Raw genomic sequence first — 21765 nt, forward strand, 5'->3', positions numbered from 1 at the left:
AGACCAACGTTCGGGCGGCCGGCGAGTTCCGCCCCTCGGCCTGCGTGGCGGTGCACCGGGGTGCCCGGCGACAGCGTGCGCACGTCCCTCAGCGGGGCGACCGGAGGAAGTCCGCGGCGAGCTCTGCGGGGGTGGCGCCGGTGAACCCGGTGCCGTCCAGCGGTCGCGTGAGCTCCTGGGCGCGGGTGCCGTCGGTGATCGTCACGCGGAGCGTGTCCGCGTGCCAGCGGATCCGCCGGTACGCCAGCGGCTGCCCGAAGTCCCGGAGCAGGCCCTCCCAGGTGCCCAGGTCGATCAGGTACGCGGCCCACCCGAGCCGCCGGGACCAGGGCGGGAAGCCACTCGCCTCCACCCCGGGGACGACCGGGACCAGCCCGGCGACGCCGGCCGCGAGCGCAGCCCAGACGGCCCGCGAGCCCTGCCCTACGAACAGGTCCACGCTCCCGCCCTGGACGGTCCGGACGCGCACGCCGCCCGGGAACGGCTCGAGCGCGAGCGTCACCGGGTCGGGGCCAGGCTGGCCCGCCTCGATCTGGCCGACCGCAGCGATCAAGATCCCCGAGCGTGCTCACGTCCCTCTCCGTCCTGCGCCTCGCGCCGTCGCCGACCGCGACTCGCGTCCCGTCGTCCGTCCAGGGTCGGTGACCGCATTCTCCGCCCCGCGGCCCGTGCGTGAGTCCTGTCGCTGCGAGCTCGTGAAGGCCTCGATCACGAGCTTCGCTGCGCGGACGTTCTCCTCGGGCACGTGCTCGTCGTAGAACCAGGTGCGCTCCTCGCCGTCGGGGGTGAGCGCGACGGTCACCGCCTCCGCGAACGCCTCCCGCGCGGGACGGAGCGTCGGCCGCTCGCGGTCGAGCTCGACGACGACCAGGTCCCGGAGGTCGTCCTCCGACAGGCCCAGCAACGCGTCGAGCCCGTGACCGAGCTCCACCACCACCCGACGCCGTCCGGGACGAACCGCCACCGCACGTCGCACACCGGCAGCCCACGGGCCCCGAGCCGCTCGATCTCCTCCCACGCGATGGCATTGACGACGCCCGCGACGTCGTGGGGCACGCACGGCGCCCCGGACGTCACGGGGGAGTAGGCGGCGAAGCGCGGGGACGGGACGGTCGCGGGCAGGTCGGCGCTCGCGGTCGAACCGACGAGCGTGGCCGGGACGGCGAGGAGGAGGGCAGCGCAGAGCGCGCGACGGCGAGCGTGCCCCCAGCGACCCACGTACCGGAGAGAGGGACGTGCGCCGTTCCTGATACCCGGGTGAGGAAGAGACCTGCCTCGGCCGGCACGAGCATGTGGGGACCGTCGCGCCGCAGGCGCTTCCAGGCTCGCCCGGGCGTGATGTGCGTCGCGCGAGGGTCGCGCGTGGTGCCCCGAGCAGGACTTGAACCTGCAACCTACGGATTCCTACGTTCGAAACATATAGACGCAGGTCTAGAGCAAATAGACAGCCATAGACGATTCTCCTGAACTTATGGACGTACGTCTATTTTGGCTGCACGCCCGGAATTCTGCGGCTCCTGGTGGAAGGGCGTTTCCGTGGGGTAAGCGTGGGCGAGAGTCAGTCTGTGCGGGTCAGCGTCGCTCGACGGCGTCGGCCACAGCCATGCCCATCCCTCGCGTCCCTCGCGCGAGATGTATTCACCGGCTAATCGGTCCTCGTCGGGCTTTTGCGTCGGTGCCACGCCCGTGTCCTCAGGCATCAGGTCGGATGTACGAGGTCACTTTGACAAGGCCTGTTGGAAGATCAGAGACCGCTCGCGCAAGGTCTGGTGTCACAAGTTTCACCTCGAGGAGGACCTGTGGCTGCGCCTGCTCTGTTGCCGATTCGCCAAAGGCGCTGAGCAGTTCGTCGGGGACGTGCGCGTACAGGCCTCGGGCCGTCGCCAGCTCGATACGGGTCCACTGGCACCGGACAAACCGGAACTGGGGGACTGATATGCCCTCCGCGCGCAGCACGCGTTGGGCGGTGGGGGCGTCGAACACACACAAGCTGCCGACGAGGTCGCTCCGTGGCGTGGTGTGCGCTGCGGCGAGCAGGTCTGCGCCCGTGAGCGCGTCGAGCGCCTTTCGCAGGATGGCGTAGCGCGATGGCTCGATCGGTCTGCGGGCAAGGGCTCTCTGCTGGAGGGGCTTGCGCTCCTCGCGCGTGACCGTCACGCGGTAGACGGCGATGCCGGAGCCGTCCCAGATCCCGTGCACCTTCAGCAGCTCGTCAGGTAGAAGGGTGGGCTCAGGTGGATCGGGCCACGTGGTCCGCACCGTCCATGGCGAGTCGTAGGGGGCAGTTTGCGCATGTTCCGGGTCGAGGGCGAGGCCTGTCTCGCCCTCGACCACAATGGGGAGTCCGGTGGCCACTACTCGTGACCCCGGCTGCAGCCCTTCGATCACTGTGATGGCGCTCAGTAGTTCGTCCCTACCATGACCATCCAGTAGTAGTACCCGGTCGGGCAGCCTGGCATGTAGGACCGCTGGCACTTCCAGGACTTGAAGTCCGGTGCCACCTTCTTCAGGTACGCCACGCGAGCCTGGCAGTTCGCCGACGATGTGATGTGGAAACCGTCGTAGGGCGTACAGGTGATGACCTGCGGCGTAACGATGATCCCGCCGTCATCAGTGTCGACAGCGCCCCGCTCATCGATGCCCTGGAGCTTGCTGGCGACGTGGAGCTGGGCAACCTCGGCCTTCGCGTTCTCGGCGGCTGCGCACGCCGCTGCTGCGGCTGCCGGGCGAGCGCCGACAAGTAGGGCAACCAGGATGGTCGCCAGCGCGGCAAGGGGGATCAACCCCTTGCGTGCACGCAAAGCGATGGATTCGTTCATTTCCACGCTCCTCTCTCGTTAGGAGCGTGCGCGAACTCCTGCAGCCCCCTGCTGGTGCCTGGGACGGTACGCCCGAACGTGTTCCTTGTCCCGGGATACCCCGGCCCGCCCGGCTCTGCAGCAGTCGCTACGGGCGACCCCAGGCTCCACTCAACTGCCTGACCTGCACAAACGGATTCGATAGCCGGTTGACAGGTAGCGCACGTAGACCTGACGGCCCGCCCACGCGACGGCCTCGCCGTCGATGCGCGCCCCGCCGCTCTGGCGCTGCGTGACCCACGCCCGCACCGGGATGCCCTCGGCCGGGCGCACGATCCGCTCGCCGCGCCGCGCGAGCTCGGGCGCTTCCTCGGCGTGGTCGCGCATCGACGGTCTCGACGCTCATCGACGCGAACGCTGACCTTGCCGCAGCGGCGGGTCAGCTTGGCCCCGCAGGCACCGACGTGACCGCACGCCACCATGTTCAGAGGACCCACGCAGGCCCCGACGTTCGTACCGTGGTTGACACGATGGCTGCCGCGGCTGGTTGAACTCGATGGCCTGTCGCACGAGAAGTTTGAGAAGTTCGCGACTGCGGCCATGACGAGTCGAGACAGCGAAGGGGTCGACCCTGCCGAGCTCGTCAAGTTGCTCATCGGGAAGGGGGGAAGCGCCGAAGGGCATCCTCATGCAGAGATGGATACGACACTTCGAGAGCTCGAGCGCGCAGTCGGTGGAGAAGGTCGAGGAGATCGCCGGAGCGCTCGGGGTCAACGATTCGAAGGTGCGACGGCGCATGAGCTCGAAGATCGCCGAGCTGCTCCGCGGTCGTGCCTTCGACGCGCGGAACGAGATCAGCCACGAGCTCCACCTAACGCATCCTTCTGGGGACCGCCGAGCAGCACTTGAGCGCCGCAAGCGCGTGCGGAAGTACGACGAAGTGCGCGAGATGGCTCAGGAGTGCCTCGACGTCACCCAACTCATCATCAACGACGCCTCTATCCGCCTCGCCCCTGAGCCCGATTCCGTGGGGTAACCGTGGGTTCCGGCGGGAGTAGACGAAGTGCGTAGACGGCCCGTGCCAGCGTTTGCGCTGGTCACGGCCCGTTCCGGCGGTGCCCCGAGCAGGACTCGAACCTGCAACCTACGGATTAGAAGGCCGTTGCTCTATCCATTGAGCTATCGAGGCGCGCGCCCATCGTAGTGGGAGCCGGGCGTGCTCGGGAGGTGGGGCCGCGGTGGTGGAGCCGCAGGTCGGGTGGTCGTGCGTCGTCCGGCGCGTGCGTTTGGCGGGGCCCTCGACAGCGGTCACTATGAACCAGTGAGAACCCCAGACGCCGCCACGAGCGACGCGAGCGCCACCTCGGCCGGCCGGTCGCCGGGCTCGTGGCGCCCCGCTCAGGCGACCGAGGAGCTCGGTGTCACGGTCTTCGACGTCGCGCGCGACCTGCGCCGCGACGTGGCGGACGTGCGCCTCCCGCTCGCGATCGACGGTGCGACCGAGGCCGACGCCTCGCGCCGTCGTCTGCTCACCCAGCTCGACGAGCACCTGCTGCCGCGGCTGCGGGAGCTGTCCTCGCCCGCGATCGTGGTCATCGCGGGGTCGACGGGGGCGGGCAAGTCGACGCTGTACAACTCGCTGCTCGGCGAGGAGGTGTCGCAGGCAGGCGTGCTGCGGCCCACGACGCGCGAGCCGGTGCTCGCGTTCAACCCGCTCGACGCGGACGTCATCGTCGAGGGCCCGGTGACGCGCGTGGCGCGCGTGATCGACCACGACGGCGTGCCGCGCGGCACGGGCCTGCTCGACGCCCCGGACCTCGACTCGCTGCTGTCGGAGAACCGCGACACGGCCAGCCTGCTCCTCGAGGCGGCGGACCTGTGGCTGTTCGTCACGACCGCGTCGCGCTACGGCGACGCGCTGCCGTGGCAGGCGCTGTCGCGCGCGAAGGAGCGCGGCGCGAGCGTCGCGATGGTCCTCAACCGCGTCCCGCGCGAGACGCTCACGACGATCCGCGGCGACCTGCTCCAGCGGCTGCGCGACCACGGCATGGACGGCGTGCCGCTGTTCGTCGTGCCCGACGTCGGCCCGCACGAGGGTCTGCTCGACCGCTCGGTCGTCGCGCCGGTCGCGCGCTGGCTGACGATGCTCGCGGGCCCGGACCGCTCCCGCGCGGTGATCGTGCGCACGCTCAAGGGGTCGCTCGCGGCCCTGCCCGACTGGGTCACCGGCGTCTCGGACGCGGTGGAGGAGCAGGTCGAGGCCGCGGCGGACCTGCGCTCCGCCGTCGAGCGGGCGCTGCCGCCGGTGCAGGAGACCGTGCGCCGCACCGCGCTGGACGGCGCCGTCGCGCACGGGTCGCTCGAGGCGCGCTGGGCCCAGGTGACGGGTGCCGGGCGCGTCGACCGCGTCAAGGTGCGGGGCGGCGTCGTGCGGTCGTCGCGCCGCCGGGGCCGCGCGCGCGACCTGGTGCTCGCCCCGCTGCTCGACGAGACCCGCGACGCGGCGCGCCGCACGCTCGCCGCGGACGGCGTCCTCGCGTACGAGGCGCTGCGGGCGGCGCTCGACGGCGACCGCCCGCTGCCCGGCGGGGCCGCCGTCCTGCCCGCCGAGGATGCCGCCGCCGCGCGCCGGGAGGCGTCCGCGACGACCCAGGTGCAGCAGTGGGCGACGCGCGCCGAGCACGTGGTGACCGCGCTCGGGGCGCCGTCGGCGTCGGAGGCGGGCCGTGCCGCGGTGAAGGCCTTCGGGGAGACGGGCGTCGCGGCGCTGCTCCTCGCCGGCGCGGCAGGAAACGACGACGCCGCCCGGCTCGTGCGCACCGTGCTCGCGGACGAGGGCGACGAGGCGGTCGCCGCGCTGCGCGACGACCTCGCCGACCGGGCCGCGACCATGGTCGAGCGGGAGGCCGAGCCGGTCCTCACGACGCTCGCCGACCCTGCGCTCGCCGCGGACGCCGCCGTCGGCCTGCGCCTACGACTCGCCGAGCTGAGGAGGCTCATGTGACGTCCCACGACGCCCAGCTGCGCGCCCGGGTCGACGACCTCGCGCGCGCGGTGGACCTCGCGGGCGACCGCCTCGACCCCGCCGTCGCGGCCCAGGTGCGCGACGCGATCGGCGGCGTGCGCGAACGGCTCGCGCTCGGCGTCGACCACACCGTCGTCGCGCTCGCGGGCGGCACCGGGTCGGGCAAGTCGAGCCTCTTCAACCGGGTGTCGCGCCTCGATTTCGCCGACGTCGGCGTCAAGCGGCCCACGACGGCCCGGGTCACGGCGTGCTCGTGGAGCGACGTCGCGACGGCGCTGCTCGACTGGCTCGACGTCGACCCCGAGCGTCGCATCACGCGCGACGGCGAGCTCGACGCCGAGGACGAGTCGGCGCTCGGCGGCCTCGTCCTGCTCGACCTCCCGGACCACGACTCGATCGAGCCCGCCCACCGCGCGGTCGTGGACCGGGTGCTGCCGCTCGTCGACCTGCTCGTGTGGGTCGTCGACCCGCAGAAGTACGCCGACGACGCGCTGCACTCGGGCTACCTGCAGAAGTCGACGGGGCTCGAGGGCTCCATGGTCGTCGCGCTCAACCAGATCGACACCGTCCCCGAGGCGCGCCGCGCGTCGCTCGTCGAGGACATGGGCCGCCTCCTGCAGGAGGACGGGCTCGACGGCGTCTACGTCACCACCGTCTCCGCGCGCACCGGCGAGGGCCTGGACGAGCTGCGGTCGCTGCTCGAGCAGGCGGTCGCGCGACGCAGCGTCGCCGCGAGCCGCGTCGCGGGCGAGCTCGACCGCGCCGGGGCGCTCCTCCTGGAGCAGCTCCCGGGCGACGTCCCGTGGACGATGAGCACGGCCGTCGAGGAGGAGGTCGACGCGCTCGCCGACGCGACGGGCCTCGCCGCGGTCGCGGGCCAGGTCGGCGCGGCCGTGCGCAACGGGTACGGGCGGCCCGAGTTCTCGCCGCCGCAGCCCGACGCCGTCGCCCTGTCGCGCTCGCGCTGGCTCGCGCGCGCGGGGCGCTCGCTGCGGTCCGGCTGGCAGAAGGCCCTCGACGAGGCCGTCGCCCCGTCTCTGCGCGTCGCCGAGGCGACGCGGTCCGCGCTCGCGAAGATCCCCCTCGACACGCGCGGGCCGTCGTCCTCGCGCCCCACACGGCGCGCGGCCTGGTCGGCGCTCGCGGTCGGGGTCGTGGCGGGCGTCCTGGCGGTGCTCGGGTCGCTGCGCGTGCTCGACCTCGGGCGCACGCTCGTCACGGTGTGCGCGGTCGTGGCCGCGGTCGCCGTCCTGGGCGCCGTGGTCGCGTTCCTCGTCGCGCTCCAGGTGCGGCGCACGCTCGCCCGACGCCGGGAGCAGCAGGTCCTCGCCTCGGGGCGCGGCGCGATCGAGCGCGTCGTGCAGGACGCGATGGGCCGGCCCACCCAGGAGCTCCTCGACCTCCACCGGCAGGTGCGCGAGCTGGCGCAGTCCGCGCGGGACAAGACGCCCGCCGCGCCGCTCACCGGGGCGCTACGGCTACCCCCAGGCATGGACGGCGCAGGCTCGTCCACAGGCGAGGGCCCGACGCCGGACGCCCCCGCCGCTCCCACCGCACCCTGAGGCGGTGGCCGGGACCAGCCCGGCCGTCGACCTCAGGAGGAACCATGCCCGGTGACGTCACGGTCACGCTGTCCGGCTTCGTCGCGACCACGCCCACGCTGTTCCGCTCGCAGTCGGGCAACGACTTCACGAGCTTCCGGATCGCCCAGACCCGGCGCTACCTCGACCGCGAGCGCGGCGAGTGGGTCGACGGCCGCACGCTGTGGTTCACGGTCAAGGCGTGGAAGAACACCGCGCGCAACGTCGCGCTCTCGCTCCACAAGGGCGACCCGGTCGTCGTCACGGGCCGGCTCTCGCTCGACGAGTGGGACGGCCCGGACGGCCCGCGCACGAGCCTCGTCGTCGAGGCGACGGCGCTCGGCCCGGACCTCACGCTCGGCGAGGCGCGGTTCACGCGCACGGTGCACCGCCGCGACGACGACGCCACGCGCCGCACCGAGGGCGGCCCCGCCGACGCGGTCGACGGCGTCCCGCCCGCCCCGGCCGGCACGCTCGACCCGACCGGCGGGCCTGACGCCGCAGGCGGGGGCGACGCGGGAGCGGGCCCGGGCGCCGGCCGCGGTGAGCCCGTCCCCGGCGAGCCCGCGCTCGACGAGCCTGCCGACGACGACCCGTGGGCGGCGGCGGACGTCGCCGAGGCGCTGGGCGGGGAGCCCGACGCGTCGGGTGCTCGCGCGCCGCGTGCTCGCACCGCCCGGAAGGGGAGCGCGACGGCGGCCGCCTGAGCCGTGGGACGGGGCGGCGTCGTGACCTTCGACCGGTCGCGGCGCCGTCGGGCGCGTCCCGGCGGCCCGACCGCGTAGGCTGAGTGGTCGACGAATCCCGTACCTCTCCCGACCGAAACGGTGGAACGACAGGCTGTGGCTGAGTTCATCTACTCCATGTACAAGGCGCGCAAGGCGCACGGAGACAAGGTCATCCTCGACGACGTCTCCCTGAACTTCCTGCCCGGCGCCAAGATCGGCGTCGTGGGCCCCAACGGCGCCGGGAAGTCCACGATCCTCAAGATCATGGCCGGCCTGGACACGCCGTCGAACGGTGAGGCGCGCCTCTCCCCGGGGTACAGCGTCGGCATCCTGCTGCAGGAGCCGCCGCTCAACGAAGAGAAGACGGTGCTCGGCAACGTCCAGGAGGCCGTGGCCGACATCCTCGCCAAGAAGCAGCGCTTCGACGAGATCTCCGCGCTCATGGCGGAGCCCGACGCGGACTTCGACGCGCTCCTCGCCGAGATGGGCACGCTCCAGGAGGCGATCGACGCCGCCGACGCGTGGGACCTCGACTCGCAGCTCGAGCAGGCGATGGACGCGCTGCGCTGCCCGCCGCCGGACGCCGACGTGTCGGTGCTCTCCGGTGGTGAGCGACGCCGCGTCGCGCTGTGCAAGCTCCTGCTCGAGAAGCCGGACCTGCTGCTGCTCGACGAGCCCACGAACCACCTGGACGCCGAGTCCGTGCTCTGGCTCGAGCAGCACCTCGCGACGTACCCGGGCGCGATCCTCGCCGTCACGCACGACCGCTACTTCCTCGACCACGTCGCGGAGTGGATCTGCGAGGTCGACCGTGGGCGCCTCTACCCGTACGAGGGCAACTACTCGACGTACCTGGAGAAGAAGCAGGAGCGTCTCCAGGTCCAGGGCAAGAAGGACGCGAAGCTCGCCAAGCGCCTGAAGGACGAGCTCGAGTGGGTCCGCTCGAACGCGAAGGGCCGCCAGACCAAGTCGAAGGCGCGTCTCGCCCGCTACGAGGAGATGGCTGCTGAGGCCGAGCGCACGAGGAAGCTCGACTTCGAGGAGATCCAGATCCCGCCGGGCCCGCGCCTGGGCAACCTGGTCCTCGAGGCGTCGAACCTCCAGAAGGGCTTCGACGGCCGCCAGCTCATCGACGGCCTGAGCTTCACGCTGCCGCGCAACGGCATCGTCGGTGTCATCGGCCCGAACGGCGTCGGTAAGACGACGCTGTTCAAGACGATCGTCGGGCTCGAGCCGCTGGACGGCGGCGAGCTCAAGGTCGGCGAGACCGTGTCGATCTCCTACGTCGACCAGTCGCGCGGCGGCATCGACCCGAAGAAGACGCTGTGGGAGGTCGTGTCCGACGGCCTCGACTTCATCAAGGTCGGCAACGTCGAGATCCCGTCGCGCGCGTACGTCGCGTCGTTCGGGTTCAAGGGCCCGGACCAGCAGAAGCCTGCGGGCGTCCTGTCGGGTGGTGAGCGCAACCGCCTCAACCTCGCGCTGACGCTCAAGCAGGGCGGCAACCTCCTGCTGCTCGACGAGCCGACGAACGACCTCGACGTCGAGACCCTGGGCTCGCTCGAGAACGCGCTGCTCGAGTTCCCCGGCTGCGCCGTCGTGGTGTCCCACGACCGGTGGTTCCTCGACCGCGTGGCGACCCACATCCTCGCGTACGAGGGTACGGAGGAGAACCCGGCGAGCTGGTACTGGTTCGAGGGCAACTTCGCCTCCTACGAGGAGAACAAGGTGGAGCGTCTCGGCGCGGAGGCGGCCCGCCCGCACCGCGTGACGTACCGCAAGCTCACGCGCGACTGACCGACCGACGTCGCACGCCTCGGCACGACGCCGGGCGGGACCCGTTCCCGCCCGGCGTCGGCGCGTCCGGGCCCGTCCTGGCCGGCCGAGCCGGCGGGAAGGGTGTGCCGTCGGGCTCGCGAGCCGTCGGCCCGTCCAGACCTCCAGGCGCCCCGCCGTCAGGACCTCGGCGTTCCAGCGGGACGGACCGTCCCCACCGTCCGTGGCGGCTGGGCGACGCGGAAAGGCGTTGACGCCGCCCGTCGGAGGTCGCGAGGATCCCTCGGCATGACCCTCGACCTCGCCCCCTCGCGCGTGCGCCCTTCCTGGCCCGACCTCCCGGCGGCGGTCCGCGCTGCCGTCGAGACCCGGCTGGGTGCCGGCGTCTCGGGCTGGACGAGCCACGACGGCGGCTACTCGCAGGGGCTCGCGTCGACGCTCCGGACCGACGCGGGCGACGTGTTCGTCAAGGCGGTCGGGCCCGAGCACCCCTTCACCGCCGACCTGTACCGGCTCGAGGCGCGGACCGCGAGGGCGCTGCCCGCCGGGACACCGGCGCCTGCGCTCCGCTGGGTGCTCGACGACGACCTCGACGGTGCGGGGACCTGGGTCGCGCTGGCCTTCGACGCCGTGCCCGGCCGGGCCGTCGCCACGCCGTGGCGCGACGACGAGCTCGCGGCGGTCGCGGACCTCGCCCGCCGGATCGGCGAGGTCGAGGTGCCCGCCGACTCCCTGCTCCCGCCCTTCGCGGACACGGTGGAGTGGCGCGAGTGGGAGGACCTCGCGGACCGTCGTCCGGCGGGCCTGGGAACGTACGACCCGTGGGTCGCGGCCCGCCTCGACGGGCTCGCCGCACTGGCGGGGTCGTGGCCCGAGGCCACGGCGGGGGACCACCTCGTCCACGGCGACCTCCGGGGCGACAACACGGTGCTCGTCGACCGTGCCGCCGTGGCGGTCGACTGGCCGTGCGCCGCGCGGGGTGCCGCGTTCTGCGACGCGGTCGGCATGCTTCCGGCCGTGCAGGTCGAGGGCGGTCCGCCGCCCGAGGAGGTGCTGCGGCGTCACCCTCTGCCGCGCGACGTCGAGCCCGACGCCGTGACCTGCTACCTCGCCGCGCTGACCGGCTACTTCCTCAAGTCCTCGCTCGACACGGCGCCGCCGGGCATCCCGCACCTGCGCGCGTTCCAGCGGGCGCAGGCCGAGGTCGGGGTCGCGTGGCTCCGGCACCGCCTGGGGGAGTGACCCTCCCCGAGACCGGCTCGTGCGGTCGCGGTCGACCCTCGCAGGGGCGGTCTCGACCCGTGCGCCCGATCTCGCGGGGGTGCCGGGGACGGCCCTGCCGTGTCCCATCGGGCCTGGCCAGCGGCATTCCGGCAGACTGACGGGATGACAGCCAGCGGTGACTTCGGAGACGACGCGGTCCGTCCGGACGCGTCGACCCCCGACGGTCCGCGCCCCGACGGCCCGCGCCCCGACGGCCCGCGCGCCGGCGGGGTCGCGGCGAGCGCCTCGGCGACCACGGGGCTCGTCGAGGCGCTGGAGATCCTGCGGGGGCGGCTCGCCGCCACGCGGCTCCCGCTCGACCTGCCCGGCGCGGCGCTCGCGCGCGAGGACCTCGGCCTCGCGGTCCACCAGCTCGACGACTACCTGCTGCCCCGGCTGCGCTCGCACGCGGCTCCGCTGCTCGTCGTCGTCGGCGGGTCGACCGGAGCGGGGAAGTCGACGCTCGTGAACTCGCTCCTCGGCGAGCACGTCTCGGCGCCCGGCGTGCTGCGCCCGACGACGCGGGCTCCCGTCCTCGTCCACCACCCGCTCGACGAGCGTTGGTTCTCGACCGACCGCGTGCTGCCCGGGCTCGCGCGCGTGAGCGAGCACGGCACCCGGTCCGCCGCCCCCGGCACCCCGACCGGCACCGCGACCGGTCCCGGTACCGGGGCCAGGCCCGGCGAGCCCGCCACGCCGCCCGACCCGACGCGCACGCTGCGCCTCGTGGCGAGCGACGCGCTGCCGCAGGGCCTCGCGCTCGTGGACGCGCCCGACGTCGACTCCGTGGAGACGGCGAACCGCGAGCTCGCCGCGCAGCTCCTCGCCGCGGCCGACTTGTGGCTGTTCGTCACGACGGCCGCCCGCTACGCCGACGCCGTCCCGTGGGACCTCCTGCACCGAGCCGCCGAGCGCCGCGCGCAGGTCGCGATGGTCCTCGACCGGGTCGACCCGGGCACCGAGGCCGTGGCGGACGACCTGCGCCGGATGATGGACGAGAACGGCCTCGACGCCGCGACGCTCTTCGCCGTGGGGGAGTCCGAGCTCGTCGACGGCTTCCTCCCCGAGCGGGCGGTCGCCGCGGTGGCGTCGTGGCTCTCCGCGCTGGGCGCGGACGGCGACGAGCGGGACCGCGTCGCGACCGCCACGCGTGACGGGGTCGTGGACGACCTCGTGCGCCGGGCGGTCCTCGTGGCGGGTGCGGCCGACGCGCAGGCGGCGTCGGACGCGCGCCTGCGCGCCGTCGTCGAGCGCGCGTACGACGAGGCGGCGACGACCGTGGACGCCGCGACGAGCGACGGGGCGCTGCTGCGCGGCGAGGTGCTCGCGCGCTGGCAGGACTTCGTGGGCACGAGCGAGCTGTTCCGCTCCGTCGAGCAGGGCGTCGGTCGGGTCCGCGACGCGCTCGCGGCGTTCTTCCGCGGGCGGCCGGCGCAGGCGCCACAGGTCGAGCAGGCGATCGCGCACGGCCTGGAGGCGGTGGTCCTGGACGCGACGGACGTCGCGGCCGAGCGCGCCTACGGCGGGTGGCGCGCGGACCCCGCGGGGTCGGCCCTGCTCGACGGGCTCGACCTGGCGCGGTCGTCCGCGGGCGTGCGGGCGCGCGTCGCGGAGGAGATCCGGGGCTGGCAGTCCGACGTCCTCGACCTCGTGCGCGAGCAGGGAGCGGGCAAGCGCGGCGCCGCGCGGGCGTTGTCCTTCGGCATCAACGGGCTGGGGCTGAGCCTCATGGTCGTGGTGTTCGCCTCGACCGGCGGTCTGACGGGCGCCGAGGTCGGGATCGCGGGCGGGACGGCGATCCTCGCGCAGAAGCTCCTGGAGGCCGTGTTCGGCGACGACGCCGTACGGCGTCTGACGCGGACCGCGCGCGAGCGGCTCGCGGAGCGGGTGCGCGTGGTGCTCGACGACGAGGCGCTGCGCTACACCGCGCAGCTCGACGCGCTCGGGACGGCCGACGCCGACGAGACCGCCCGCTCGGTCCTCGAGGCGGCGCGCGCGGTCGAGGCCGCGGCCCGGGTCGAGCGGTCCGCACGCCCCGCCGTCGCGGCCGGTGTAGACGGCCGGACCGCCGTGGGCCGGCACGCCGCGCGCCTCCTGCGCGGCGCGGGGTGGACCCCGCCGCCTCCGGACGAGCCCGTGGCCGCGCCGGGGGACGAGGCGGCAGAGCCGGCCCGGCGGCCGGGGTTCTGGCGCCGCCTGCTGGGGGGTGAGCAGGCATGACGATCGACCTCGCGGCGCGCACGACCGCGCTGGAGACCGCCGTGCGCGCGGGGGAGGGGCGCGTCGACGCCGACCTGCTCGCCGACGCGCGGACCGTCGTCGCCCGCGCGCGAGAGCGGGCCGGGCTCTCGGCCGACCACACCGTCGTCGCGCTCGCGGGCGCGACCGGCTCCGGCAAGTCGTCGGTGTTCAACGCGCTCGCGGGCACCGAGCTCGCGACGGTCGGGGTGCAGCGGCCCACGACGTCCCACCCGCTCGCCGCGGTGTGGGGCGCGTCGGGACCGGCCGCCGGCCCGGCGGGACCGGCCGCCCTCCTCGACTGGCTCGAGGTGCGGCGACGGCACGAGATGGGCACCCCGCTCACGTCCGGCGACCCGGGCGACGCGCGCGCGGGCGGGGGCCTGCGCGCGCTCCTGCGCGGTCGCCGCGCGGGCGAGCTGACGAGCGGCCTCGTGCTGCTCGACCTGCCCGACCACGACTCGGTCGTCGTCGAGCACCGCGTGCGCGCGGAACGCCTCGTCGAGCGTGCCGACCTGCTCGTGTGGGTCGTCGACCCGCAGAAGTACGCGGACGCCGCGCTGCACGAGCGCTACCTGCGCCCGCTCGCGGGGCACGGGTCGGTCGTCGTCCTCGTGCTCAACCAGGTGGACCGGCTCACGCCCGCCGACGCCGACGCGTGCCTCGCCGACCTGCGCCGGCTCGCGGCCGAGGACGGGCTCGCCGACGCGCGCGTGCTCGGTGTCTCGGCCCGCACCGGCCAGGGCCTGGACGAGCTGCGGGGGCTGCTCGCGGACGCCGCGGCCCGGCGGCGCGCGTCGAACGACCGGCTCGCGGCCGACGTGCGCGCGGTCGCGCGCCGCGTCGCCGCGGCGTGCGGGGAGCCCGTCCCGGAGCGCGCGGCGCGCCGCGCACGCGACGGTCTCGTCGACGCCCTGGAGGCCGCGGCGGGCGTCCCGACGGTCGTCGCCGCCGTGCGCGGCTCGGCCGTGCGGGACGCGCGCGCCGCGACGGGCTGGCCCGTGACGCGCTGGGTCGGCCGGTTCCGGCCCGACCCGCTGCGCCGCATCGGGCTGCGCACCGGCCCTGCGCCGGGCTCGGCGCGCGCGCGGGCGGCGAAGGAGCTGGGCACGGCCGAGACCGCGAGCCGGCCCGAGCTCGCACGGACCTCGCTCCCGGCGGTCGGCGCCGCGCTGCGGGCCGGCGCCCAGACGGCGGTGCGCGACTACGCGGCCGAGGCCACCGCGGGCGTGCCGGACGACTGGGCGCTCGCCGTGCGCCGTCGGGCGTCCGAGGGTGCGGCCGACCTCGCCGACGCGCTCGACCAGGCCGTCGCGGGGACGGAGCTCGAGGCGGCCCGCCGTCCGGTGTGGTGGCGCGTCGTCGGCGCGTTCCAGTGGCTCGTGCTCGCGGCGCTCGTCGTGGGCCTGCTGTGGCTCGCCGCGCTGTGGGGGTTCACCTACCTGCGCCTGCCCGAGCCGCCGACGCCGGTCCTCACGCTCGGCGGCCCGGGCGCCCCGGAGCTGCCGTGGCCGACGCTCCTCGCGCTCGGCGGGATCGTCGTGGGCGTGCTCGTCGCGCTCGTGTCCCGCGTCGCGGCCGCGGTGGGCGGACGACGGCGGGCGGCGCGCGCCCGACGGCGGCTGCGCGACGCCGTCGGCCAGGTGGCCGACCGGCTCGTGCGGCTCCCCGTGGGCGAGGAGCTCTCCGCGCTCGCGAGCTGCCGCGCCGCGGCCCTCGTCGCCGCGTCCTGACCGTCCGACCTCCAGGCTCGGCGCGGAGGAGCCTCGTGGTCGGCGGGCCGGTGGAGAATGGACCCGGTCCGGTGACCGGGGCACCTGTCCCGCCGGTCGCGCCGGGCCGCACCGTCGAGCGAGAGGACCCTCCATGACCCGTCTGCACGTCCCCGTCTCCCTGCGGTGGTCGGACCTCGACGCGTACGCGCACGTCAACAACGTCGAGATGTTCCGCCTGCTGGAGGACGCCCGCATCACCGCGTTCTGGACCCACCCGGACGCGGGCGAGGACGCCTGGCCGACGGCCGTCCTGGAGACCGGGCCGCACGCGACGAGCCACACGCTCGTCGCGCGCCAGGAGATCGAGTACCTGCGCCCGCTCGGCTTCACGCGCACGCCCGTCCGCGTCGAGCTGTGGATCGGGCACCTCGGCGGGGCCAGCCTCGAGGTCTGCTACGAGGTGCACGACGGCGCCGCGCGCTTCGAGCGCACCGGCCCCACCTCGGGCGGCGCCTCGTACGCGAAGGCCGCGACGACGATCGTCGTGGTCGACGCCGCGACGGGCTCGCCCCGGCGCATCACCGAGGCCGAGCGCGCCGCGTGGGAGCCGTTCGTCGAGGAGCCCCTGACGTTCCGCCGGCGCCGCTGAGCCCTCGGAGCGGCGGCGTGCGTCGCCGCTCCGGTCAGCCCGGCTCTCGGTCGTCGCGCGGCCGGTCCACGGAGGGACGACCGCTGCGGGCGGCGCGCTCGGCGGCCTCGGCGACGTTGCGCTGCATCCCGCCGAACACCACGCCGTGGAACGGCTTGACGGCCCACCAGTAGAGCTGGCCCGCGAGCCCGTGCGGGTGGAACAGCGCGCGCTGCGCGAAGTACGTGCGGCCCGGCCCGCTGGCGTCCTGCGGCGAGGGACCCGGCGCGTCGGGGTCGGTCGCGTCGGGAAGCTCGGCCGCCGCCTCGTCGACGCGCAGCTCGAGCCACGCGAGGCCCGGGAGCCGCATCTCGGCGCGCAGCAGGAGCCGACGCCCGGGCTCGATCGCCTCGACGCGCCACCAGTCGAGCTCGTCGTCGACGCGGAGGTAGCGCTCGTCGCGCCGGCCGCGGCGCAGGCCCGGCCCGCCGACGACCCGGTCCATGAGGCCGCGCACGCGCCACGCGAGCGACCACGAGTACCAGCCGCCCTGCCCGCCGATCTCCTCGATCACGCGCCAGAGCACCTCGCGCGGTGCGTCCACGACGGTGCGGCGCTCGTCCACGTAGAGCGAGCCGCCCGCCCAGTCGGGGTCGCTCGGCAGCGGGTCCGACGGCGCCCCGGGCACCGACGCGGACGACCAGCGCGTCGTGACCTCGCCGTCGTGGATGCGCTCCAGCGCGAGCTCGACGGCCCGGTCGAACCCGATGAGCCCCTCGGGCGGGTCGGGCACGTACTGCGCGATGTCGTGCTCGTGGCACACGACCTCGTGCTGGAGCGACTCGACGAGGGGTCGGGCGATGCCGCTCGGCACGGGCGTGACGAGCCCGACCCAGTGCGACGACAGCCGGGGCGTGAGCACCGGCACGCTGACGATGCGCCGCCGGGGGAGGTTCGCCACGCGCGCGTACCGCTGCATCATGTCGCGGTAGGTGAGCACGTCGGGGCCGCCGATGTCGAAGCCGCGCGACACGTCGTCGGGCATCGAGGCCGAGCCGACGAGGTAGCGCAGCACGTCGCGGACCGCGATCGGCTGGATGCGGTTGTCGACCCACTTCGGGGTCGTCATGGCCGGGAGCCGCTCGGTGAGGTAGCGCATCATCTCGAACGACGCGGAGCCCGAGCCGAGGATCACCGCGGCGCGCAGGACGGTCGTCGGGACGCCCGACGCGAGCAGGATCTCCCCGACCTCCTTGCGCGACGCGAGGTGCGGCGACAGCTCGCCCTCCGGCACGTCGGGGAACAGCCCGCCGAGGTAGACGATGCGCCCCACGCCGGCCTCGCGCGCCGCGCGCGCGAACGTCAGCGCGGTGCGCCGGTCGCGGACCTCGAACGTGCGCCCGGTGCCGAGCGAGTGCACGAGGTAGTACGCCACGTCGGCGCCCTGGAGCGCCGCCCGGATCTGGTCCAGGTCGCTCGCGTCCGCCTCGACGAGCTCGACGTCGTCCGCCCACTCGCGGCCCGCGAGCCGCTCGGGGTGCCGGGCGAGCGCACGGACCTCGAAGCCGGCACGGAGCAGCTCGGGCACGAGCCGCCCGCCGACGTACCCGGTGACCCCGGTGACCGCGGCCCTCATCCGAGGAGCTCCAGGACCTCGCGCTCGGCGCGCGCCTGCGAGCGCGTCGACCCGATGGTCTCGCCCCGCTCCCACAGGTCGAACAGCCGCGGGTCGATGTACGACGAGCGCGCCACGGCGGGCGTGTTCCCGAGCTCCTCCGCGACGTCCTTGACGATCCCCGTGACGACCCGGCGCCGGGCGCGCTCGGACGCGGGCGCCGTGCCGGCGTCGGCCAGGGCGCGCGCCGCGAGCACCGTCGCGTGCCACGTGCGGAAGTCCTTGGGCGTCGCGTCGTCGCCCAGGCGCTCCTTGATGCCGGCCTGGACGTCGGCGCTCGTGACGTCGTGCCACACCGCGCTGCCGGTCGCGTCCACGTCGCGCCAAGCGAGCAGCTCGACGCCGCCCCGGCGCCGCTTGAGCGTCGTCACGAGCTCGGCGACCACCGGGTCGTCGACGATCACGTCACGCACCTGGCCGGACTTCGCCGGGTAGTGGAAGTGCACGCTCCCGTCGCGGCGGACGCGCGCGTGCTCCTTGCGGATCGTGGCGAGGCCGTAGCTGTTGTTCTGCTTCGCGTAGATCTCGCCGCCCGCCCGGAAGTACGCGAGGTCGAGCAGCCTGAACGCGAGCGCCAGCACCTTGTCGCGCGGCATGCCGGGGAGCTCGAGCTCGCGCGCGACCCGGCGCCGGGCGGCGGGCAGGCGACGGCCGACGTCGAGCACGTGGTCGTGCTTGCGGCGGGCCCGCCGCACCTGCCACTGCTCGTGGTAGAGGTACTGGCCGCGCCCGGCGACGTCCCGGCCGAACGCCTGGATGTGCCCGTTGGGGTACCGGCAGATCCAGACGTCGGACCACGCGGGCGGGACGGCGAGGCGCTCGCACCGCGCGACCTCCTCCTCGTCGGCCAGGGGCAGGCCCTCGACGTCGAGGAACACCCACGCGTCGCCCTTCGGGCGGCGGGTGTACCCCGGCGAGGTCACGGTCACGCGGCGCAGTCGCACCAGGACAGTGTCGGGCCGACGCGCGTCCGTCGCCCGTCAGAGCGCGGGGAGGCGGACCATGCCCTCCTGGGCGATCGACGCGACGAGGGTGCCGTCCTGCGCGAACACCCGCGCGGCGCCGAGCCCGCGTCCGCCCTGGGCGCTCGGGGCGGACTGCACGTAGAGCAGCCACTCGTCCACGCGCACGTCGCGGTGCCACCACATCGCGTGGTCGAGGCTCGCGATCGACATGTCGGGCGTGACCCAGCTCGTGCCCGCCTGGCGCAGGATCGGCTCGAGCATGACCTGGTCGCACGCGTACGCCATGAGCGCACGGTGCAGCAGCTGGTCTTCGCCGACGTCGCCGCGCGCCCGCATCCACACCATCTGGTGGTCCTTGGGCTCGTGGTCCGGGTGCAGGTAGAGCGACCCGCCCACGTGCCGCAGCTCGAACGCCGAGTGGTGCGACCAGAACCGCGCGATGGGGTGGTCGATGCCGCCGAGCACGTCGAGCGCGGACGGCACCTCCTCGGGGGCCGGGGCGGCGGGCATCTCGGACGCGTGCTCGATGCCGCCCTGCTCCTCCTGGAACGAGGAGATCATCGACAGGATCGGCTTGCCGTGCTGGATCGCGTGCGTCCGGCGGGCGCTGAAGGAGCGCCCGTCGCGCAGCCGCTCGACCGCGAAGTCGATGGGCACGTCGAGGCCGCCGGGTCGCAGGAAGTACCCGTGCAGGGAGTGGGGGAGCCGGCCCTCGGGGACCGTGCGGCCCGCGGCGAGGACCGCCTGCGCGAGCACCTGCCCGCCGTAGACGCGGCCCGTCGGCTGGTGCACGGAGACCCCGCGGAAGTGCTCCGGGTCGGCGGCCGACCCGTCGCCGTCGCCGACCCGCTCGAGGCGCAGCACGTCGAGGAGGTGGTGCAGCGGGTTCGGGACCTGCTCGCGCGGGGCGGCGTCCGACGTCGGGCCGGGGGAGGCCGAGGAGGTCGACGGCGGGGTGGGCTCGGGGGTCACGGGTGGGGGCTCCTTCGCTCGGGCGGCGGGTCGGTCAGTCCTCGAAGGTGTTGAGGAGGGAGTGCGCCGCGCGCTCCAGATAGTCCCACAGCGTCGCCTCCTGGATCGGCGGCAGGTCCAGGGTGTCGACGGCGGCGCGCATGTGCGCGAGCCAGCGGTCGCGCGCGTCGGGGTTGACCTTGAAGGGCGCGTGCCGCATGCGCAGGCGCGGGTGGCCGCGCTGCTCGCTGTACGTCGTCGGGCCGCCCCAGTACTGCTCGAGGAACGCGGTGAGCCGCCAGCGCGCCGGGCCGAGGTCCTCCTCGGGGTACATGGGCCGCATGACCGGGTCGTCCGCGACGCCCTCGTAGAACGCGTCGACGAGACGCACGAACGTCTCGTGCCCGCCGACCTCGTCGTAGAACGTGCGGCTCGGGCGGACCGGCGCGGTCGCGCCCGCGGGGCCGGCCGGCGCGCCGTTCGACAGTCCGGCGACGGGCAGCGTCGGGCGGGGGGTGGGCTCGGTCGTCACCGGCCCATCATCGCACCGGCGGCGGCGCGCTCCAGAGCCCGGAGCCGCCGCCGGCGGCGGTCCGGGCGCACGTCACAGCCCGAGCTCGGCGAGCACCGGCAGGTTCTCGCGCACGACGGCGCGCGCCTCGGCCGCGCTCTCCGCCTCGACCGCGAGGCGCGCGAGCCGTCGGCACTCGTCGACGTCGACCTCGCGCAGGAGCGCCGCGACGTCGGGGATCGCGCGCGCCGTCATGGACAGCGACGACACCCCGAGCCCGACGAGCACGACGGCGAGCACCGGCTGGGACGCCGCCTCGCCGCACACGCCCACGGGCCGGCCCTGCTGGGCCCCGCCCGCGCACGTCGCCTCGACGAGCCGGAGCACGGCGGGCTGCCACGGGTCGCTCAGCTCCGCGAGCGACCCGAGGAGCCGGTCCGCGGCCATCGTGTACTGCGTGAGGTCGTTGGTGCCGATCGACGCGAACGCCGCGCGCGCGAGGATCGGCCCGGAGAGCAGGGCGGCGCTCGGGACCTCGACCATGACGCCCGCCACGTCGAGGCCGTGCGCGCGGCAGCGCTCGACGAACCACTCGGTCTCCCCGACGGTCGAGACCATGGGCGCCATGACCCACACCTCGGCCTCCTCGGCCGCGGCGGCCTGCGCTATCGCGTCGAGCTGCTGCTCGAGCAGCTCCGGCCAGCGCGCGGCGGTGCGCAGCCCGCGCACGCCGAGCGCCGGGTTCTCCTCGTCGTCGACGGTGAGGAAGTGCAGCGGCTTGTCCGCGCCGGAGTCGAGGGTGCGGATCACGACCTTGCGCCCGCCGAACTCGCGGAAGACGGTGCGGTAGGCGGCGACCTGCTCCGCGACGGTCGGCGGCTGCTCGCGGTCGAGGAAGCAGAACTCGGAGCGGAACAGCCCGACGCCCTCCGCGCCGGACGCGGCCGCCGCCGCAGCGCCCGCCGGGTCGCCGACGTTCGCGAGGAGCTGCACGCGGTGCCCGTCCCGCGTGCGGCCCGTGCCGTCGAACGTGCGCACCCGCTGCGAGCGGGCCCGCGCCGCGGCCACCTGCTCGGGCGACGGGTGCACGACGACCGTCCCGGCCGCGCCGTCGACCAGCACGACGTCCTCCGGGGCGAGCGCCGCGCTCGCTCCCGTGGCCGCGACGACCGCGGGGATGCCCTTGGCGTTCGCGACGATCGCGGTGTGCGACGTCGGCCCGGCGCCGTCGGTGACGATCGCCAGCACGCGCGCGGGGTCGAGCGCGGCCGTGGCCGACGGCGCGAGGTCGTACGCGACGAGGACGAACGGCTCGGTGTGCTCGGGCACGCCGGGCGCGGGGCGGTCGGTGAGGGCCGCGACGAGCCGGTCGCGGACGTCCGCGACGTCGCGGGCGCGCTCGGCGAAGTACCCACCGAGCTCGGTGAACTGCCGCACGACCTCCTCCGCGGCCTCCCACACCGCGCGCTCGGGCACGAGGTGCTCGTCGAGCACGCGCCGCCGCGCGTCAGCCGCGAGCGTGGGGTCGGCCGCCATCGCCGCCGTCGCCTCGAGGACGTCGCGCGCGTCCCCGTCGGCGGCGTCGGCGGCGCGCTGGAGGTCGCCCGCGACCTGCTCCGCCGCGGCGTCGACGCGCCGCGCCTGCGCCTCGTGGTCCTCGCGCGGACCCATGCGCAGCCCGGGCGCCGGCTCGTCGATGGCCTCCGGCATGAGCACCACCGGCCCGACGACCGTGCCGGGGCACACGCCGATGCCCGTGATGACCTGCCGTGCCTCGTCCTCGGTTCCGCCCGTCACGACCCTCGCTCCTCGTCCGCCTCGGGCGTGCGACCCGGGTGCCCGGGCCGGTGCGCACGCGTGCCCGTCACGGTCCGACCGCCAGGCGCCGCGCACGTCCCTGTTGCGGGGGCGT

At 74.9% G+C, this 21765-nt stretch carries 19 protein-coding genes and 1 tRNA gene; 9 read left to right on the plus strand and 11 right to left on the minus strand.

All coding sequences use genetic code 11. From position 1 onward, the window contains the following. Nucleotides 1–88: 88 nt before the first annotated feature. The 5 genes from E1O70_RS19035 to E1O70_RS19055 form a co-directional block, all read right to left on the minus strand. Nucleotides 89–553: a hypothetical protein gene (locus E1O70_RS19035; RefSeq protein ID WP_061268562.1), complete on the minus strand. Its 465-nt coding sequence runs from the start codon at nucleotides 551–553 to the stop codon at nucleotides 89–91. Between the two features lie 15 nt (nucleotides 554–568). Then, nucleotides 569–937, minus strand: a complete 369-nt coding sequence (locus tag E1O70_RS19040; protein WP_134724205.1) for a hypothetical protein — start codon at nucleotides 935–937, stop codon at nucleotides 569–571. A 755-nt stretch (nucleotides 938–1692) separates the two neighbouring features. Then, nucleotides 1693–2355 (minus strand): hypothetical protein, encoded by a 663-nt coding sequence (locus tag E1O70_RS19045; RefSeq protein WP_061268564.1) that lies wholly within the window; start codon nucleotides 2353–2355, stop codon nucleotides 1693–1695. A gap of 44 nt (nucleotides 2356–2399) precedes the next feature. Then, complete coding sequence (locus E1O70_RS19050) at nucleotides 2400–2819, minus strand: hypothetical protein (RefSeq protein ID WP_061268565.1); 420 nt, start codon at nucleotides 2817–2819, stop codon at nucleotides 2400–2402. Nucleotides 2820–2969: 150 nt separating this feature from the next. Next, nucleotides 2970–3185 carry a hypothetical protein gene (locus tag E1O70_RS19055; RefSeq protein ID WP_061268566.1) on the minus strand — a complete coding sequence of 72 codons (216 nt, stop codon included), beginning with the start codon at nucleotides 3183–3185 and terminating at the stop codon, nucleotides 2970–2972. A gap of 346 nt (nucleotides 3186–3531) precedes the next feature. Between E1O70_RS19055 and E1O70_RS19060 the strand changes: the two genes are divergently transcribed. Continuing rightward, complete coding sequence (locus E1O70_RS19060; protein ID WP_128957530.1) at nucleotides 3532–3834, plus strand: hypothetical protein; 303 nt, start codon at nucleotides 3532–3534, stop codon at nucleotides 3832–3834. 80 nt (nucleotides 3835–3914) lie between these two features. Here E1O70_RS19060 and E1O70_RS19065 read toward each other — a convergent pair. Next, nucleotides 3915–3987, minus strand: a tRNA-Arg gene (locus tag E1O70_RS19065). Between the two features lie 132 nt (nucleotides 3988–4119). Here E1O70_RS19065 and E1O70_RS19070 point away from each other — a divergent pair. The 8 genes from E1O70_RS19070 (at nucleotide 4120) to E1O70_RS19105 (ending at nucleotide 15772) form a co-directional block, all read left to right on the plus strand. Then, nucleotides 4120–5802 (plus strand): GTPase, encoded by a 1683-nt coding sequence (locus E1O70_RS19070; RefSeq protein WP_061268568.1) that lies wholly within the window; start codon nucleotides 4120–4122, stop codon nucleotides 5800–5802. Next, nucleotides 5799–7385, plus strand: a complete 1587-nt coding sequence (locus tag E1O70_RS19075; protein ID WP_061268569.1) for a P-loop NTPase family protein — start codon at nucleotides 5799–5801, stop codon at nucleotides 7383–7385. The genes E1O70_RS19070 and E1O70_RS19075 overlap by 4 nt, the downstream gene beginning before the upstream one ends. 44 nt (nucleotides 7386–7429) lie before the next feature. Then, nucleotides 7430–8110 carry a single-stranded DNA-binding protein gene (locus tag E1O70_RS19080; protein ID WP_061268570.1) on the plus strand — a complete coding sequence of 227 codons (681 nt, stop codon included), beginning with the start codon at nucleotides 7430–7432 and terminating at the stop codon, nucleotides 8108–8110. 135 nt (nucleotides 8111–8245) lie between these two features. Then, nucleotides 8246–9928 carry an energy-dependent translational throttle protein EttA gene (gene ettA / locus E1O70_RS19085; RefSeq protein ID WP_021483138.1) on the plus strand — a complete coding sequence of 561 codons (1683 nt, stop codon included), beginning with the start codon at nucleotides 8246–8248 and terminating at the stop codon, nucleotides 9926–9928. A gap of 267 nt (nucleotides 9929–10195) precedes the next feature. Then, the gene (locus tag E1O70_RS19090) at nucleotides 10196–11149 is read left to right on the plus strand and encodes a phosphotransferase family protein (RefSeq protein ID WP_061268571.1); all 954 of its coding nucleotides are present in this window, start codon (nucleotides 10196–10198) and stop codon (nucleotides 11147–11149) included. A 144-nt stretch (nucleotides 11150–11293) separates the two neighbouring features. Next, nucleotides 11294–13390, plus strand: coding sequence for a dynamin family protein (locus E1O70_RS19095; RefSeq protein ID WP_082774655.1), 2097 nt, complete (start codon nucleotides 11294–11296; stop codon nucleotides 13388–13390). Then, on the plus strand, nucleotides 13387–15141 hold the full coding sequence (locus E1O70_RS19100) for a GTPase (RefSeq protein ID WP_061268572.1): 1755 nt from the start codon (nucleotides 13387–13389) through the stop codon (nucleotides 15139–15141). The genes E1O70_RS19095 and E1O70_RS19100 overlap by 4 nt, the downstream gene beginning before the upstream one ends. Before the next feature lie 133 nt (nucleotides 15142–15274). Next, nucleotides 15275–15772 carry an acyl-CoA thioesterase gene (locus tag E1O70_RS19105; protein ID WP_061268573.1) on the plus strand — a complete coding sequence of 166 codons (498 nt, stop codon included), beginning with the start codon at nucleotides 15275–15277 and terminating at the stop codon, nucleotides 15770–15772. Nucleotides 15773–15806: 34 nt separating this feature from the next. Here the strand turns inward: E1O70_RS19105 and E1O70_RS19110 are convergent, their stop codons facing one another. The 5 genes from E1O70_RS19110 to ptsP form a co-directional block, all read right to left on the minus strand. Further along, nucleotides 15807–17387 carry an SDR family oxidoreductase gene (locus tag E1O70_RS19110; protein WP_061268574.1) on the minus strand — a complete coding sequence of 527 codons (1581 nt, stop codon included), beginning with the start codon at nucleotides 17385–17387 and terminating at the stop codon, nucleotides 15807–15809. Next, on the minus strand, nucleotides 17384–18373 hold the full coding sequence (locus E1O70_RS19115; protein ID WP_061268575.1) for a DNA topoisomerase IB: 990 nt from the start codon (nucleotides 18371–18373) through the stop codon (nucleotides 17384–17386). The genes E1O70_RS19110 and E1O70_RS19115 overlap by 4 nt, the downstream gene beginning before the upstream one ends. 33 nt (nucleotides 18374–18406) lie before the next feature. Next, nucleotides 18407–19255 carry an acyl-CoA thioesterase gene (locus E1O70_RS19120; protein WP_240696775.1) on the minus strand — a complete coding sequence of 283 codons (849 nt, stop codon included), beginning with the start codon at nucleotides 19253–19255 and terminating at the stop codon, nucleotides 18407–18409. Nucleotides 19256–19397: 142 nt separating this feature from the next. Continuing rightward, nucleotides 19398–19829, minus strand: coding sequence for a globin (locus tag E1O70_RS19125; protein WP_044144497.1), 432 nt, complete (start codon nucleotides 19827–19829; stop codon nucleotides 19398–19400). A 117-nt stretch (nucleotides 19830–19946) separates the two neighbouring features. Next, on the minus strand, nucleotides 19947–21650 hold the full coding sequence (gene ptsP, locus E1O70_RS19130; RefSeq protein ID WP_061268576.1) for a phosphoenolpyruvate--protein phosphotransferase: 1704 nt from the start codon (nucleotides 21648–21650) through the stop codon (nucleotides 19947–19949). Between the last annotated feature and the right edge of the window lie 115 nt (nucleotides 21651–21765).

This window comes from Cellulosimicrobium funkei, from assembly GCF_004519295.1.
Taxonomy (GTDB): Bacteria; Actinomycetota; Actinomycetes; order Actinomycetales; family Cellulomonadaceae; genus Cellulosimicrobium; species Cellulosimicrobium funkei.